The organism is Streptomyces corynorhini (genome assembly GCF_003346515.1).
Taxonomy (GTDB): domain Bacteria; phylum Actinomycetota; class Actinomycetes; order Streptomycetales; family Streptomycetaceae; genus Streptomyces; species Streptomyces corynorhini.
In genome coordinates, this window is record NZ_QQNA01000005.1 from 30,807 (window position 1) to 47,097 (window position 16,291).

Consider the following 16,291-nt stretch of genomic DNA (forward strand, 5'->3'; position numbering starts at 1 on the left):
GGCCGGATCGATTCGCGGGTGATGGGAACAGAAGCATCGTGAACACAACTGAAGAGACCAACGAGACGAACGAGACCGACGAGACGCGTGAGGCGAAGCGGGGCGGGGCGGGATCCGTTCAGTCCGTCGAGCGGGCGGTGAGCGTACTGGAAATTCTCGCCGCGCGGGGCGAGGCCGGAGTCAGCGCCATAGCAGACGAGTTGGGCGTGCACCGATCGACCGCGTTCCGGCTGCTGGGAGTGTTGGAGAGCCGCGGTCTCGTCGATCAGGAGAAGGACCGGGGGAAGTACTACCTGGGCGTGGGGGTGCTGCGGCTGGCCGGCGCGGCGGCGCTGCGGCTGGACATCTCGCAGGAGGGCGTCGCGGTGCTCCGGGCGCTGGCCGACGACACCGGGGAGACGGCGAACATCGCGATTCTGGACAGGGACGCGGCCGTCAACATCATGCAGGCGCGCGGTTCGGCCGCCGTCACCGCGCACAACTGGCTGGGACGGCGGTTCGCACTGCACGCGACGGCCACCGGGAAGGTACTTCTGGCCAACCTCCCCGAGGGGCGGCGCGAGGAGTTCCTGGGGCGCGGGCCGGAGCGCTTCACCGCGCGGACGATCACCGGCAGGACCGCGCTGCGCGCCGAGTTGGCGACGGTGGCGGAGCGGGGCCACGCCCGTACCGTGGAGGAGCTGGAGGACGGGCTGAACGCCGTCGGTGCCGAGGTCAGGGCGTTCGACGGCTCGGTCGTCGGGGCGATCGGGGTGTCGGGCCCCGCGTACCGGATGACGGAGGAGTCGCTGCCCGGGACGGCGGGCAAGGTGGTGGAGGCGGCCCGGGAGCTGTCGCAGCGCATGGGGTACGGCGGCTGACACCCGGGTCCCGGTGGCCTGACACCCGGGCCCCGGTGGCCGGTTGCCCGAGTCCCGGTGGCCTGACACCCGGGTCCCGGTGGCCGGTTGCCCGGGTCCCGGTGGCCTGATCCGGAGGGTCGGCCGCCGGGCGCGGCGGGCGCGGCGGGCGCGGTGAGCGCGGGTGCGGGCGGCGTGCGGCGCTCCGGATTCCGGCCTTTGCCCGTCCGTGAAGGTGCCCTCTTGACACCCGCCCGCGCCGTTCTCAGGATGCCTCCCAGAGCGCAACACGTACCGCACCGCGCAACAGCACACCCCCGAACGCACCGATCCGAGGAGGGGTATGTCCAGTACGTCCGCCACCGCCACGGGTTCGCCCGGCAGCGCGGCGCGCGTCGTCGTCATCGGAGCCGGCATCGTCGGCTGCTCCCTCGCCGACGAGCTGACGGAGCGCGGCTGGTCCGATGTGACCGTCCTCGACCAGGGGCCGCTGCCCGCCCCCGGCGGTTCCACCTCGCACGCGCCCGGCCTGCTCTTCAGCACCAATCCCTCCAGGACGATGACCCGTTTCGCCGCCTATACGGCGCGGCGGCTTCGCCGTCTCGACGCGGAGGGGGTGCCCTGCTTCGACCCGGTGGGCGGCCTGGAGGTCGCCACCACGCCCGAGCGCTGGGCCGATCTGCACCGGAAGGCCGGCTGGGCCGCGTCCTGGGGGGTGGCGGGCGAGCTGATCACCGCGCGCCGGTGCGCCGAGCTGTGGCCGCTGCTCGATCCCGACCGGCTCCTCGGCGGCTTCCACACTCCGGACGACGGTCTGGTGCGCGCCGTGCCCGCCTGCCGCGCGCTGGCCCGGCGGGCGCGGGAGCGCGGCGCGCGCTTCCTGGAGCGGCACACGGTCACCGGCGTCGACCGGGCGGGCGGCCGGGTCACCGGGGTGGTGACCGACCGGGGGACCTTCCCCGCCGATGTCGTGATCTCGGCGGCCGGGCTCTGGGGGCCGGTGATCGGGAAGCTGGCCGGTGTGCCCGTACCGCTGCTCCCGCTGGCACACCAGTACGCCAAGAGCGCGCCGTTGCCCGGACTCGGCGGGCTCGCCGGGGAGAGCGCGCCGGGCGGGCGGCCGATCCTGCGTTTCCAGGACGCCGACCTGTACTTCCGCGAGCACGGCGACCGGATCGGCATCGGCTCGTACGACCACCGGCCGCTGCCCGTCGACCCGTTCACCCTGCCCGGGTACGACGCGTCCCCGGTGATGCCGTCCTCGCTGCCCTTCACCCCGGGCGACTTCGGCCGGGCCTGGCAGGAGTCGGGGCGGCTGTTACCGGCCCTCGCCGACAGCCAGGTCGAGGAGGGCTTCAACGGGGTCTTCTCCTTCACGGCGGACGGGATGCCACTGCTGGGCGAATCGCCCGAACTGCGCGGATTCTGGCTGGCCGAGGCCGTGTGGATCACCCACTCGGCCGGAGTCGCGCGGGCCGTCGCGCAGTGGCTGACCGACGGCCGTCCCCCGGTCGACGTCCACGCGTGCGATGTGCGGCGCTTCGAGGACGTCCAGCTCTCGCCCGCGTACGTGGCGGAGCGCGGCGCGCGGCAGTTCGACGAGGTGTACGACATCGTCCACCCCCTCCAGCCCGCCGAACGGGCCAGGTCGCTGCGCGTCCCACCGTTCCACGGACGGCAGCGGGAGCTGGGCGCGGTCCTCCTGGAGAGCGCGGGGTGGGAGCGTCCGCAGTGGTACGAGGCGAACGCGCCGCTCGCCGGATCGCTCGAACTCCCGCCGCGCGACGCCTGGTCGGCCCGGCACTGGTCGCCGATCGTGGCGGCCGAGGCGCGGGCCACCCGCGAGCGGGTCGCGCTGTACGACATGACGCCGCTGCGGCGGCTGGAGGTCACGGGGCCAGGAGCGCTCGCCTTCCTCCAGCGCATGACCAGCAACCAGTTGGCGAAGCGGCCCGGCTCCGTGACGTACACCCTGCTGCTCGACGAGGCGGGCGGGGTGCGCAGCGATCTGACCGTCGCGCGCCTCGGCGAGCGGCGGTTCCAGGTCGGCGCCAACAGCGCCCGGGACCTGGACTGGCTGCGGCGGCACGCCCCGGCGGACGTCCGGGTCCGGGACATCACGTCCGGTACGTGCTGCGTCGGCGTCTGGGGGCCGCTCGCCCGGGATCTGGTGCAGCCGCTGACCGGCGACGACTTCTCGCACCGGGGGTTCGGCTACTTCCGGTGCCGCGAGACGTACATCGGGTACGTACCGGTGACGGCGATGCGGCTGAGCTACGTCGGCGAGCTGGGCTGGGAGCTGTACACGAGCGCCGATCTCGGGCTGCGGCTGTGGGACACCCTGTGGGAGGCCGGCCGGCCGCTCGGCGCCGTCGCCGCCGGACGCGGCGCCTTCGACAGCCTGCGGCTGGAGAAGGGCTACCGGGCCTGGGGGCAGGACATGACGACCGAGCACAACCCGTACGAGGCGGGTCTCGGCTTCGCGGTCCGGCCGGACAAGGGCGAGTTCACCGGCCGGGCCGCGCTGGCCGGGCTGTCCGAGGAGACCGTCACCCGCAGGCTGACGTGTCTGACCCTGGACGATCCGGCGGCGGTGGTGCTCGGGAACGAGCCGGTGTACGTGGACGGGGCGCCCGTCGGCTACGTCACCAGCGCCGGCTACGGCTACTCGATCGGCAGGACCGTCGCCTACGCCTGGCTGCCCGCGGCCGACTCCGTCCCGGGGACGGCCGTGTCCGTCGAATACTTCGGGGAGAAGGTTCCGGCGACCGTCGCGCGCGAGCCGCTGTTCGACCCGGAGATGGCCCGTATCCGCCGCTGACACCGACCCCCTCCGGAGAGGCCCGGGGCAGCCGCGTACGACGTGACGGCCTCTCCCGCGCTCTCCCGCTCCACCCGGCACTCCCCCGAGCTGTTGATCCGCGCCGGTTCCCCGCCGCGGCAGCCTGAGAGGCGGCACCACCATGACGACCACGCCCGCGTCCGTGGGCAGCGGCAGGGCCCCGAGCCTGATCCGGACGCTTCCCGGCCGCTTCTACACCGATCCGGAGGTCTTCCGGCAGGAGCAGGAGAAGATCTTCGAGTCGCTCTGGTTCTGCGCGGTACGCGGCTCCGACCTGACCGGGCCCGGCGCGTTCCGCACCGTGCGCGTCGGCCGCGAGTCGGTGCTCGTCACGCGGAACAGGGCGGGAGAGCCGCGCGCCTTCCTCAACATCTGCCGGCACCGGGGCGCCCGGCTGTGCACCGAGGAGTCCGGCGAGGTGCGCCGCAACCTCCAATGCGCCTACCACGCCTGGACATACGACCTGGACGGCCGGCTGATCGCCGCGCCCAACCTGGTGCGGATGCCGGATGTCGACAGGACCGCGTACGGGCTGACGGCGGTGCGGGTGCGCGAGTGGCTCGGCTATCTCTGGCTGTGTCTGGCGGACGAGCCGCCGTCCTTCGAGGAGACGGTGATGGGCGCGGCGGTGGAGCGGCTGGGCGACGCGGCGTCGATCGCCCGCTACCGCACCGAGGAGCTGGCACTCGGGCGGCGGGTGCGCTACGACGTGCGGGCCAACTGGAAGCTGATCGTCGAGAACTTCATGGAGTGCTACCACTGCGCCACCATCCACCCCGAACTGACCGAGATCCTGCCGGAGTTCGCCGAGGGCTACGCGGCCCAGTACTACGTGGGCCACGGCGCCGCGTTCGCCCCCGGGGCGCGGGGCTTCACCGTGGACGGCAGCGCGGGACCCGGCCGGCTCCCCGGGATCGCGGAGGAGCAGGACCGCCGGTACTACGCGATCACCGTGAAACCGACGGTGTTCGTCAATCTGGTGCCGGACCATGTGATCGTGCACCGGATGTTCCCGCTCGCCCACGACCGTACGGTCGTGGAGTGCGACTGGCTGTACGCGCCCGAGGCGGTCGCCGGGGGCGCGGACCTGTCCAGGTCGGTGGAGCTGTTCCACCGTGTCAACACCCAGGACTTCGAGGCGTGTGAGCGCACCCAGCCGGGGATGGCCTCGCGCGCGTACCGCGAGGGAGGTGTGCTCGTTCCCTCGGAGCATCACATCGGCGCGTTCCACCGCTGGGTCACGGGACTGCTGGACGCCGGAGCGGGCTGACGGGGGCCCGGTTCGGGCTGACGGGGGCCCGATGCGGGCTGACGGGGCCCCGCCGCCCGGAGACCGGCGACCTCACACCTCGGCGGTGGCGCAGGCGGGGTGGCCCCAGCCTTCGGTGTTCTTCGCGATGGCCTCTCCGGCGGCGTAGGCGCGTCCGCAGCGGCACCGGCCGGGGAACTTCGCGTTGAGGGTCCGCTTCGCGCTCCCCGGGGCGCGCCGCTTCGACGCGGTGGCGCCCGCCTTCGGCGCCGCGCCTGAGGAGCCCCGGCTCCCCGTGGGGCGGGCGGCGGCGGACGCGGGCGGCGGCTGCGGGGAGCCGAGTGCGCTCCCGGCGGCCCGCTGGGTGACGGCGGCGTCGCTGGCCGCCCGGTCGGCGAAGTCGTTGAAGCGGTCGCCGTCGACCTGGTGGGCGGGCACGTAGCGGAACTCCACCGAGCGGCCGGTGAGCAGGGTGTCGATGCGGGCGACCAGCTCCTGGTTGGCGACGGGCTTGCCGGAGGCCGTCTTCCAGCCCTTGCGCTTCCAGCCGGGCAGCCAGGTCGTGACGGCCTTCATCGCATACTGCGAGTCCATCCGGACCTCCAGCGCGACGGCCGGGTCCGTGGCGCTCAACAGGCGCTCCAGCGCCGTGAGTTCGGCGACGTTGTTGGTCGCCGTACCGAGCGCCCCCGCCTCCCAGCGGGCGACCTCGCCGGCCTCGGCGTCCGCGACGACCCAGGCCCAGCCGGCGGGCCCGGGATTTCCCTTCGACGCCCCGTCACACGCGGCGATCACACGTTCAACCATGCCCCAGATCATGCCAGGGCGACGACGCCCGGCCCGCCACACCCCCGGGCCGTACCCGTCCCGGGTCGCCCCGCGCCCCGGCGGCCCGCGCCGTCGGCACGAGGCGGGCCCCGAACGCGGCGCCCTCCGCGGGCCCCGGCCGACGGCCACCGGGGCCCGCGGAGCGCTACTTCCCGACCCGCACTCCCCCGGCGTTCACCCGCACCCCGTCGACGGTGAGCGTGCCGTCGCGGTGCGCGGTGACCTTCGCGGCCATCGCCGCCGCGAGGTCGATCCGCTGCCAGCTCCCCCCGTCGCCCTGCTCGTCCAGCACGGCACCGGAGGAAATCTGGGTGGCGGCGAGCACGGTGCGCCGCTGGGCATCGGTCAGTTTCGGGTGCGCCGTGCGCAGCAGGTCCTCGGCCCCGTCCGGTACGGCCGGTGGCCGGTCCTGCGCGCCGATGCGCGGGAAGCCGTAGGTCAGCCGCTGCTCGTACACCGTGAGCGCCTCGCCCGTGGGCAGGTACGGCGTCCCGCGGGCCGCACACCGCGCGGGCGAACCGCCCACCCCGGCCTCCCGGCACTTCTGCGTGAGGACGGTCTCCAGCTCCGTCTTCGCCTGCTCCAGGAGCTTCCGGAACTCCGGGTCGGACCAGCGCAGTTGGACGGTCTTCCCGCCGACGATCCGGCCGCCCATGATGTCGGTCGGATAGTGGAAGGCCAGCAGGATGCGATGGTCGCCGTACTCGGAGGCGCGCGCGAGGATCTGCGGTGCCAGTTCGGGCAGCAGGGTGGCGAGGACGATGCCCTGCGCGTAGCCGTGGCTGGTGTGTCCGCTCGGGAAGGAGCCGTCGCCCGCGAGACCGTCGTAGCCGCCGGGGCTGTCCCACCGCTCGATGAGACCGCTGTCGTGGGTGAACCCCATACGGACGAAGGGTCGTTTGTACTGGTAGTTGTTCTTCGCGGTCTGGTACCAGTCGGCGGAGGAGTCGGGGGTCTTCTCGACGCGACCGGACAGCAGCGCCTCGGCCTTGGGCAGTTCACCGTTCCTCAACGCCTGGCTGTAGAGGGGGCCGAGGGTGCTGCCCAGCCCGTCCGCCATGGTCCGGTACGGACTGCTCGCGCCGTCCACCAGCGCCTTGTGCACCCGGCGATCGCCGGGGCCGGAGGGTGCGTTGTTGATGTCGACGACCATGCGGTCGTTGGCGGCGGTCAGCTCCTCGTACGTCGTCCCCCTCGGCAGGGGATTGTTGGTTCCCATGAGCGACGGTGTGTTCCGTGCGTGGTCGAACGAGCGCAGCAGCCACGTGACGTAGTCACCGCCGCCGGGGGCGGTGGGCCGGGTGTCGGAGGCGTAGGAGGTGCCGAGCTGTTCGTCGGTGAAGGGCAGGGAGTCGGCGGTCTGCGCGAGCGAGGCGAGTCCGAAGTAGGCGTCGGAACTGGTGCTGTTGCTCTGGTGAACCTCGACGGCCAGGGTGTTGGTCCCCTCCCGCAGGGCCGACACCGGAACGCTGAAGCGGGTGGTGGCCGGGTCGCCCTTGCCGGTGGTGCCTTCCGGGGTCTGGTACTGAAGGTTCTTCTCGATCTCTCCGTCGCCGCGGCCCGCGATTCGGCGGCCATTGAGATAGACGGTCACGGTGTCGTCGTGGACGACCGTACCGAGCAGCCCGGTGATCGCGTCGAGGGAGGCCCGATCCATCGAGAAGGAGGTCCGGAAGAAGTACGCCTCGATAGTGCCGCCCGTGTCCTTGCGGAGCCTCAGCTTGGTCCGGACCGGGTAGTCGGGGCCGAGGTCCGTGCCGTCGTTCTTCACGCCGAAGGGACCGGGGGCCTTCTTCCAGGGCACGTCCCCCGTGTCGAAGCCGGACCGGGTCCACGCCGTACGGTCGCTCTCGCCGCGCGCCGGGTCGATGTCCGGCGTGTCGAGGTAGCTCCAGGTGGTCGAGGCGTCGAGGACGGGCTTGCCGATGCCGAGGTCGTCGATCCATCCGGTGGGTTCGGCGCCCGACTCGGCGTGTGCGTCGGCGTACCGCAACCGGATCTCACTGACCCGCCTCCCGGCGAGGGCGCCGAGGTCGGCCGACACCGTGCTCCACTTCCCCGGGGCGGGTCTCCGGCCGCCGGTGCTCGCCGCGTGGGTACGGGGGTGCCGGCCGTCCCGGTCGGTGTGGACGATGTCGAGGGCGATGTGGGCGGAGGCGGCATCATCCGGGCGGATCGCGTAGCGCAGCCTCGACTCGCGCCCGAGCGGGATGTCGAGCCCCGAGCGCAGGACCACCGTGGAGGAGGCCGGCCCGGCGGCGAGGACGCGGCCCGAGTACCGCAGGGCGGCCGAGCCGTCGGCCGCGCCCACGGAGTCGGCGTTCTCGACCGAGACCCCGAGCGCCGAGGCCGAGGAGCCCGCGGAGCTGCGCAGCGTCCAGTCGGCGAGCTGGAGCCTGTCGTGGTCACCGGCCGAACCCTCGCACCGGTCGGCGCAGTTGTCGCTGATGCGGAGCTGGTAGTGGCGATACGCGGGCGGGGTGTCGACCGGGTAGAAGTTGGTCTGCCCACGGGCGCCGAACCGCTGCCCCTCCTCCTCGTCCAGAACCTGCCACGAGGGGTCGTCCGCGTCCTTCGCGGCGACGTCGCTGTCGCTCCCGAGCAGGGTCCACGCGGCGGGGTCGCGCGGCGCCGCGTCGTTCGCCGAGGTGAGCGAGTAGCCGGTGACGGCCGCCGGGGCACGGAGGGTGTAGATCACGTGGACGGGTTCGCCCCTGGTGGGCCGACCGCTGTCACGGGCGAACCACTTGGTGTCGGAGTCCTGGTCGGCGAGGTTCCCGACGCCTTCCTTCGCGCTCGTGTCGTTGGGGTGGCCCGAGCGCACCTCACGCACGGTGGTGGTGACCCGAGCGGTCTCGCCGCGGAGATTTCGCGCGGGCCCCTGGGCCGGGAACCCGGCGGGCCTGGGCGTACCGGGCTCGTAGGACGTGGCCCAGTACCCGCCCGCCTCCGGCGCCGCGCCCGTCACACCTGCCGCCCGGCCCGCGTCGGCCCGGTCGGTCGAGGTGGCCGAGGCGGCACCCGCCCCCAGCGAACCCGCCACGAGCGCGCCCACGACAACACCGGCCGCCGCGCCTCGCCCACGTCTCCTGAACATCCGCATGACTCGCCTCTTTCCGTCGAGACAACGTTGTCATCTCTGCGAGCCTGCAGGCTCGACAAGGACATGTCAATGCTCGGGCGAGTCCGGGTCACGTTCTTCGCGTGTTCGAGCGACCGTCGCCGCATCCGCCCCCGCAGCGGCGCGGCCGCCATCGATGGCATGCGCCGCCACGAGTCGCTCTACGGCGACAACGCACCCCACGGCCTGATCGACATGTTGACCGGAAACGCGCAGCCCCACCGGACCATCCACCGCCGTGGGGGCCCCGGGGCATCCGGTGAACCGGCCGCGACACGGCGCGGTCCCGGTCCGCGTCGCGGCACCGTGGACACGAGGCTGGCGTCTGGGCTCCACCACCCTCAGGGCGTCATCGAGGCCGACGGCCGCTCCGCCGCCCTGATCGGCCGACCGCTCCGCCGCCCTGATCGGCCGGCCACCCCGCGGACCTGCCATGGCATACGGAATGAACGGACACCGGAGTTCGTCCGTATCTCCGCTCGTACGCCTGACCGCCCGCGCGGGCGGGAACAGCTCGGAGACGGAGAGGCGACGTGCCACAGCGTCAACCGCCAGGACACACCGGCCGCAACCTGTCCGCCGCCCGCCTGCTGCGCGGCGGCGCCCTCGTCGGCAGCCTGCTGATCCTGCCCTTGGCCTCGGCCTGCGGCGACGGGGGCGAGGACGACGCCGCGCCGCAGCGCGGCCGGTCGAAGACATCCGCCCCCGAGATCGTGGCCGTGGCGCCCGCCAGGGTCGAGGTGATCGCCAACCTGACCGGGTGCAAGGTCAAGATCCGCACCGAGGCGGAGGAACTGCGGGTGGGGGTCTGCCAGACGCGGGAGGCGGACTACGCCATCACCACCTTCCCCGAGGAGCGGTACAAGGAGACGTGGCTGGAGACCGCCGGCATGTACGGAGGCACGTATCTGGTCGGTTCGCGCTGGGTGGTCAGCGCGCCTGAGGAGATGCTCGAACCGTTCCAGGCGAAGCTCGGCGGGACCATCCGGCAGCTGCGCGGGATGGGCCCCGCCCCGAGCCCGTCATAACGGGGAGCCACACAACGGTCCCGCGCGGCCCGCCGCCGTCGGGAACCGGACGGGTCAGGAACGCGCGGGGCGGAACCGGATCGCGGCGCCGCCGCCGCCGACGCGTCGCAGTGTCAGCACAGTGGACGGGCGCACCGGCTCTCCACCGAACCCCACCGGACTCCTGGTCGCCGCCACCGCGCCGGGGCTGATCACCGGCCCCCGCGGCGTTCCCGGGGCGTGCCTCCATGCCCCCTCGGACGTCGACGTCAGCCGTCGAGTGCTTCCGCTATGCGGTCGAAGTCCGCCAGGAGAGCGGCCAGGCGGCGTTCGGGGACGGCGCGGACCATGCGGGCCTCGATGGCGTAGACGGATTCCTGCGCGCCCTGGAGCCGCCGCCTGCCCTCGGGGGTGAGGGTGGTGGGGCGGGCGCGGCCGACGTCGACGGTGCCCGGCCGGTCGATGAGTCCGGCGTCCTGCAGACCGCGCATCACCACGTTCATGGACTGGCGCGTGACGAAGGTGGCGCGCGCGAGGTCGGCGTTGGACATGCCTGGCCGCGCGGCCAGGACTTCGAGACACGCGTACTGCGGCACGGTCAGGCCCTGCTCCCGCAGAGCCTTGTCCATGGCACCACGCAGGGCGGCGTGGGCCCGCTTGAGCCGGTATCCCACATGGGCGAGCACATCGTCGGCCGGGTGCGGTGGCTCCACGCGGGGCCGCCTTTCATGTCAGTACTTTGACATCCGAGGGGGAGTGTCCTAGCGTCGATTATGTCAAAGTACTGACATTGAATCCAGGAGGAACCCCATGTCCATCCGCATCGACGGCCCCGATTTCGTCGCCCTCCAGGTCCGTGACGTAGCGGCCGCCGCCCGGTTCTGCGAGGAGCACCTCGGCCTCGTCCGTAGTCCCGCCTCTCCCCCCGGCGCCGTCGTGTTCGACACCAAGCCCTGCCCGCTGGCGGTACGTGAGCCACTCCCCGGCACCGATCTGGACGCCGGTCGCCCCGGGCTCGGTGTCGCCCTGTGGTTCTCCACCCCCGACGCCCAGGCGCTGCACGACAAGCTCGCCGCGGAGGGCGTCGAGATCCTCACCCCCCTGCGGGACAGCCCGTTCGGGCCGATGTTCTCCTTCACCGGTCCCGAGGGTTACGTCCTGACCGCTCACGGAGCCTGACCGGGTCCGCCGCATCCCTCCGCCCCCGAGGGTCCGTGCTCCCCGGCGTCGTCCATCTGATTCCTGGCAGGTTCCCGGCCCGGCCCGGCGCGGCGCGGCGGCAACGACAGCCGGACGGCCCACGCGGCAATGAGCGTGGGCCGTCCGGCTGTCGGGGTGTCGTCCGCCCGGTCGAGGCGTCGGCGGGTTACTCGCGCACCGCGCGGCGACGCGCCAGCAGCACCGTACCGGCGCCGAGCCCGGCTGCCACGACGGCCGCGCCCGCGAGGGGCAGGACCGTGCCGGAACCCGTGTTGGCGAGGCCGCCCCCGGTGGTCGAGGCGGAACCGGCGCCGCCCGTCGCCGTGGCTTCACCGGCCGTGGCACCGCCGGTCGAACCGGCCGTGGAACCACCCGTGGAACCACCCGTCGAGCCGGTGGCCGAGCCGCCCGTGGAATCCGATCCGCCCGCCGTCGCGGCACCGGAGCCGCCGGAGGCGGACGCGGACCCGCCGGACGTGGTCGAGGAGCCGCCGGAGGCCGAACCCCCGTCGGTCACGTCGAGGGTGATGTCGGCCTTGTCGTTGGACGGGACCTTGTCGTAGGGCCGGGCGGGCCCGCCGAGCGCGACGGAGCCCTTCGCGCCGTCCACCTTCTTGTCGATCCGCACCTTGAACGTGTACGTCTCGCCGCCGCCCTCGGTGACCCACGACTGGCTCGTGCCGCACGAGTAACCGCCGCCGGTCCGCCGGTCGCAGTACCCGTTGTCCTTGGTGACCGTCGTGCCCTCGGGCAGGTCGACCAGCACCTCGACGGGCGCCACGCCGAGGTCCCGCAGCACCCAGCCCGGCCCGGCGTTGGTGAACTTGACCTTGAGGTCGACCGTGTCCCCGACGGCCCCCCGCAACTCCGCGCCGGAGACCTGGAAGTCGGCCGTGTTGTCCGCGTTCACCGCGATGTCGGCGGCGTCCGCGTCCTCGCCCCCGCCCGTAGCCGGAGTGTCGTCGGGCCGCTCGACGAGCTTCACGGCCGCGGCGGTCCCCCGCACCGGATCCGAGGCGTTCTCGTCGGGGCCCGTGAATTCGGTCCCCACGACCACCCGGAGCCGGTCGTACAGGATGTGCCCGGCGGCCTTCAGCGTCAGTGTCTTCTCCGGCGCGTAGACGACACCGGGCTCGACGGTCTGCTCGAACTCGCAGACCGCCTCGGACCGGCTCGGCGCCTCGTCGTACGAAGGGATCTCGTAGCGAAGGCAGTTGGCGGGAAGCTCCGTGTGGCTCAGACCGCGCGTCACGCTGTACGACAGATAGACCTTGTTCAGCGCAGCCGAGCCCGTGTTGGTGAAGGTGGCGGGCACTTCGACGTCGCCGCCTGGCTTGACTCCGTCGATCGGGCCGAGCTTGCCGAGGGCCACTCCCGTGGTGGGGTCGGCGGCGATGGCGGGGGCGGCACCCAGCGCGAGCAGCGCGACGGCGCCGACCGCGCCCGCGGTCCGGCGGAGCGTACGGCGGCCGGAGGGGATCTGGACCATGTGGGGATCATCCTCGGTGAGACATCGACAACAGGATGGTGAACCGCGGGGGAAAACGGTTCCTCCGAAGGTCAGACACCGCCGGTTTCCGGAGGGTTGCACGCCGGGGGGACCCGTTTCTATTTCTCCACACACGGAGCCGGACAGATCCCTTTTCCCCGGTCATGTCCCGGGGGACGGCCGTCGTGGGCGGCGCGCCCGGCCCGCCACGACGCCCGCGGTCCGGCCGGGGCTACCAGGTGACGGGCAGTTCGTGCAGGCCGTAGATGACGGCGTCGTACTTGAAGGGGATGGCGTCGAGGTCGCCGACAGCACGGAGGGTGGGGATGCGGCGGAAGAGCGCGGGATAGATGGCCTGCAACTCCATACGGGCCAGGGGCTGTCCGACGCAGTGGTGGGCACCGGCACCGAACGCCTGGTGCCGCCGGGCGTCCCGGGTGATGTCGAGGCGGTCGGGCTCGGGGAAGACCGAGGGGTCGCGGTTGGCGAGTTCGCCGAGGAGGATGACACCGTCTCCGGCCTTGATGGTGCGGCCGGCGATCTCGATGTCCTCCAGGGCGGTACGGCGGCGGCCGAGGTGGACGATGGTGAGGTAGCGCAGGAGTTCCTCGACGGCGTCGCGGATGACGGCGGGGTCGTCCGCGTCGCGGATCAGGGCGAGTCGCTCGGGGTGCCGCAGCAGCAGGAGGGTGCCGAGGCTGATCATGTTGGCGGTGGTCTCGTGCCCGCCCAGGAGCAGCAGGAGCTTCCGGCGCACCCTGCTGTCGCGCCGCGACGGGGCACGGCTCCACGCCGGCAGCACCCCCCTCGCGGACCTGGACCGGATCCGCCGCAAGATGGCCTTCCTCGTCGCCTCCGGCGTCCCCGAGCGGGACGCGGCCATGGCGATGCTGACCGACCGGGCGCTTCACGGTCGGCAGCGCGCTGGAGGAGCAGGCGGACACCGGCCCCGGCGACGGCGCGGAGCTGCCTGCCGATGTGCCGCCGATCGATCACGAGTCGGCGTTCGAGGCGGGGCCGGCCCTCATCCTGGACGGTCTGGCACACCGCACCGGGGCGTAGGGCGGGTGTCCACCGACGCGGGGCCCACCGCCGACGGAGCGCCGTCCCACGCCGCGACCGGCTCCGCCAACTCGTCCGCCGGGCCAGGGCCTGTCTGACACATGGCGCCGTCCGCCCGTAGGGCGGGGCTTGCGGTGTCTGGTGCGCTGCGCTCGCTTCGCTCCCTCCGCCTCGGCGCTTGATGCGTCTTTCGGATGCCGAGCGCTCCCGCAAGGCGGAGGATCGCCCCCGTACTGGACGTACTGGGGTGATCCCGACAACGCCGCGAGCGTGCGTGCCAGACACCGCGAGCCAGGCGGGATGTGTCAGACAGGTCCTAGCGGTCGCGCCGGTACCGGCGCGGAACGGGGTGCTTGTCCGCCGCGCGTCGCCGTGCGGCAGGATGGGGTTCATGAGCGTAGTCAAGATCAACGTACTGACTGTCCCCTCCGAGCAGCGGGAGACGCTGGAGAAGCGCTTCGCCTCCCGCGCCCACGCCGTGGAGAACTCCGACGGGTTCGAGTGGTTCGAACTCCTCCGCCCTGTCGAGGGCACCGACAACTACCTCGTCTACACGCGCTGGCAGGACGAGGCGTCCTTCCAGGCATGGATGGAAGGCCCCATGAAGGCGGCACACCAGGGCGGTGACGCGGGCAACGGCGAACGCCCCAAGCCCGCCGCGAGCGGGTCCACCGTATGGTCCTTCGAAGTCGTGCAGCAGACGGGGCCCGCGAACCCGTAGGTACGAGCCGCGCCGGATCAGGGGGCCGTCGGCCCGGGTCCGGGTGGTTCGCTGTCCAGGCAGCGGCGTACGAAGTCCTGGTCGACGGGGTCGGTGGCGTCGGCGGGTGCCCGGACGGCACCGACCTCTCCCGGGCCGACGCCGCTGACGGGTCGGTGGCGGGCCGCTGACGGGCCGGTGGCGGAGCCGCCGTGTCGCGGACCTCGCGAAGGCCCGGTTCGTCTGGCCGACTCGGCCGAAGTGGGTCTCCCGCCTCCCGGCTCCCGGCTTCCGGCGCTCGCCGCGCTGAAGGCCCCCGGGGTCGCCGGGCTCGTGGTCGGGCTCGTGGTCGGGCTCCTCGGGGGCCGGGCCGCCGGGGTCGCCGCCGCGACCTGCCTCGTCCTCTTCTCCACCGGCGCCACGGCCGCCCACTTCCGTGCCCGCGCGTTCCCCGACATCGCCTTCCCCGGTGCCTGTATCGCGCCGCGTTCGCCTCTCCCGTACGCGTCATCGCCCGGTGACGGCGAGTCCGTACCGGTGCTCCTCGCCCCTCCATGGCCCAGCACCGCTCGCGCCCGCCGCCCGCAGGACATAGGACGGAGACGGCGGGCGACGCACGGAAAAGTGAACCTGGATGCGAATCGTTGTCGACCTCAATCGCTGCCAGGGATACGCGCAGTGCGCGTTCCTCGCGCCTGAGGTGTTCGAACTGCACGGCGAGGAGGCTCTGATGTTCGCGCCCGCCGTCCCCGACGGTCAGCAGGAGTACGTACGACGGGCGGCGGCGGCCTGTCCGGTGCAGGCCATCCTCGTCGGTGAGCGGGCGGGCCCCGGTGAACGCTGAGCCGGCAGACGGCCGGATCGTCATCGTCGGGAAAGGACGTCATCGACGTCGTCGAGGACTTCGCCTACCCCCTGCCCGTCACCGTGATCTGCCGGCTGCTGGGGGTGCCGCACGCGGACGTACCCGAGATCCGCGGCTGGACCGACGAGATCATCGCCAGTGTCGACCTGACGCCCGGCAGCGACGAGGAGGGACGCCGCGCCACGGGACTGGAAGCCCGCCAGGCGATGGGCGCGTACCTCGGGGACCTCGCCGACAAGCGCCGGGACGACCCGGCGGACGACATGCTCTCCGCCCTCGTGCACGACTCGGGCCCCGACGGACCCCTCACCAAAACGGAGCTGATGGCGACGGCGACGCTCCTGCTCATCGCCGGGCACGAGACGACGGTCAACCTCATCACCAACGGAGTGCTCACCCTGCTGCGCCGGCCCGCCGCCTTCCGGCAACTGCGCGAGCACCCCGAGCTGATGCCCGGGGCCGTGGAGGAACTCCTGCGCTACGAACCGCCGGTCCATCTGCTGCCGCAGCGCACTCCCCTCGCCGATGTCGAGGTCTCGGACGTCACGATTCCCCGAGGTGTCCCGCTGATCCTCGTCCTCGCCTCCGGAAACCGGGATCCGCGGCGATTCGACCACCCCGACCGCTTCGACCCGGCCCGCCAGGACAACCAGCACTTCGGTTTCGGCAGCGGCGTCCACAACTGCTTCGGCGCGCCGCTCGCCCGCCTGGAGGCCCAACTCGCCCTGCGCGCCGCCCTCCCCCGGATCGAGGGCTTCCAACTCACCGAGGATCCACCGCCGTACCGGCGCAGCCCCATCCTGCGCGGCCCCCGGCATCTTCGGATCGAGCGGGTCTCGGGCCCGTAGCCGAGCGCGGGTTCCGCCCGGTGGTCCGGCCGTCCGGTCGACGCCCTGCCCGTGCCGGTCCCCTCGTCGAGACCGTCGCGACCCCCTTCCTGATCCAGCTGATCCGGCCCACCCCGCCGCGTCTCAACGCGTACGCGAGACCGGGGCGGCACCAGGCCCGAGCATCGTGGGCCCGGCGCCCGCCGCCCCGACGTCCCCCTGGCGAAAACCACTTGATGCGGCCCGTGCCCACTGGCAGGGT

At 72.9% G+C, this 16,291-nt stretch carries 13 protein-coding genes and 1 pseudogene; 9 read left to right on the forward strand and 5 right to left on the reverse strand.

Features of this window, described 5'->3' with window-relative positions:
* The first annotated feature begins 38 nt into the window (after positions 1–38).
* The 3 genes from DVH02_RS01045 (at position 39) to DVH02_RS01055 (ending at position 4,951) form a co-directional block, all read left to right on the forward strand.
* Complete coding sequence (locus tag DVH02_RS01045) at positions 39–860, forward strand: IclR family transcriptional regulator (RefSeq protein WP_114621748.1); 822 nt, start codon at positions 39–41, stop codon at positions 858–860.
* A 322-nt stretch (positions 861–1,182) separates the two neighbouring features.
* The gene (locus DVH02_RS01050) at positions 1,183–3,660 is read left to right on the forward strand and encodes a GcvT family protein (protein WP_114621749.1); all 2,478 of its coding nucleotides are present in this window, start codon (positions 1,183–1,185) and stop codon (positions 3,658–3,660) included.
* A 142-nt stretch (positions 3,661–3,802) separates the two neighbouring features.
* Positions 3,803–4,951 (forward strand): aromatic ring-hydroxylating oxygenase subunit alpha, encoded by a 1,149-nt coding sequence (locus tag DVH02_RS01055; protein WP_114621750.1) that lies wholly within the window; start codon positions 3,803–3,805, stop codon positions 4,949–4,951.
* A 72-nt stretch (positions 4,952–5,023) separates the two neighbouring features.
* On the opposite strand, the gene DVH02_RS01060 is transcribed toward DVH02_RS01055, so the two are convergent.
* On the reverse strand, positions 5,024–5,749 hold the full coding sequence (locus DVH02_RS01060; protein WP_114621751.1) for a ribonuclease H family protein: 726 nt from the start codon (positions 5,747–5,749) through the stop codon (positions 5,024–5,026).
* A gap of 154 nt (positions 5,750–5,903) precedes the next feature.
* Complete coding sequence (locus tag DVH02_RS01065; protein WP_233517968.1) at positions 5,904–8,861, reverse strand: acid phosphatase; 2,958 nt, start codon at positions 8,859–8,861, stop codon at positions 5,904–5,906.
* Between the two features lie 551 nt (positions 8,862–9,412).
* On the opposite strand from DVH02_RS01065, the gene DVH02_RS01070 reads away from it, so the two are divergent.
* Entirely contained in the window at positions 9,413–9,907 is a 495-nt protein-coding gene (locus DVH02_RS01070; RefSeq protein ID WP_233517969.1) for a hypothetical protein, read from the forward strand.
* A 248-nt stretch (positions 9,908–10,155) separates the two neighbouring features.
* Here DVH02_RS01070 and DVH02_RS01075 read toward each other — a convergent pair whose 3' ends face one another.
* Positions 10,156–10,599 carry a MarR family winged helix-turn-helix transcriptional regulator gene (locus DVH02_RS01075; protein WP_233517970.1) on the reverse strand — a complete coding sequence of 148 codons (444 nt, stop codon included), beginning with the start codon at positions 10,597–10,599 and terminating at the stop codon, positions 10,156–10,158.
* Between the two features lie 97 nt (positions 10,600–10,696).
* Between DVH02_RS01075 and DVH02_RS01080 the strand changes: the two genes are divergently transcribed.
* On the forward strand, positions 10,697–11,065 hold the full coding sequence (locus DVH02_RS01080) for a VOC family protein (protein WP_114621752.1): 369 nt from the start codon (positions 10,697–10,699) through the stop codon (positions 11,063–11,065).
* Positions 11,066–11,252: 187 nt separating this feature from the next.
* Here the strand turns inward: DVH02_RS01080 and DVH02_RS01085 are convergent, their stop codons facing one another.
* Entirely contained in the window at positions 11,253–12,575 is a 1,323-nt protein-coding gene (locus tag DVH02_RS01085; protein ID WP_114621753.1) for a hypothetical protein, read from the reverse strand.
* Positions 12,576–12,807: 232 nt separating this feature from the next.
* Positions 12,808–13,320 (reverse strand): annotated as a pseudogene (locus DVH02_RS01090) (cytochrome P450); the annotation flags it as partial.
* 708 nt (positions 13,321–14,028) lie between these two features.
* Here DVH02_RS01090 and DVH02_RS01100 point away from each other — a divergent pair.
* From DVH02_RS01100 to DVH02_RS01115, 4 genes are all read left to right on the forward strand, one after another.
* Positions 14,029–14,358: an antibiotic biosynthesis monooxygenase family protein gene (locus DVH02_RS01100; RefSeq protein WP_114621754.1), complete on the forward strand. Its 330-nt coding sequence runs from the start codon at positions 14,029–14,031 to the stop codon at positions 14,356–14,358.
* A gap of 240 nt (positions 14,359–14,598) precedes the next feature.
* Positions 14,599–15,036, forward strand: coding sequence for a DoxX family protein (locus tag DVH02_RS35860; protein ID WP_233517972.1), 438 nt, complete (start codon positions 14,599–14,601; stop codon positions 15,034–15,036).
* Positions 14,972–15,181 carry a ferredoxin gene (locus DVH02_RS01110; RefSeq protein WP_114621755.1) on the forward strand — a complete coding sequence of 70 codons (210 nt, stop codon included), beginning with the start codon at positions 14,972–14,974 and terminating at the stop codon, positions 15,179–15,181. The genes DVH02_RS35860 and DVH02_RS01110 overlap by 65 nt, the downstream gene beginning before the upstream one ends.
* Before the next feature lie 83 nt (positions 15,182–15,264).
* A complete protein-coding gene (locus tag DVH02_RS01115) occupies positions 15,265–16,050 on the forward strand; it encodes a cytochrome P450 (protein WP_325051314.1) in 786 nt (261 codons plus the stop codon).
* Positions 16,051–16,291: the final 241 nt, after the last annotated feature.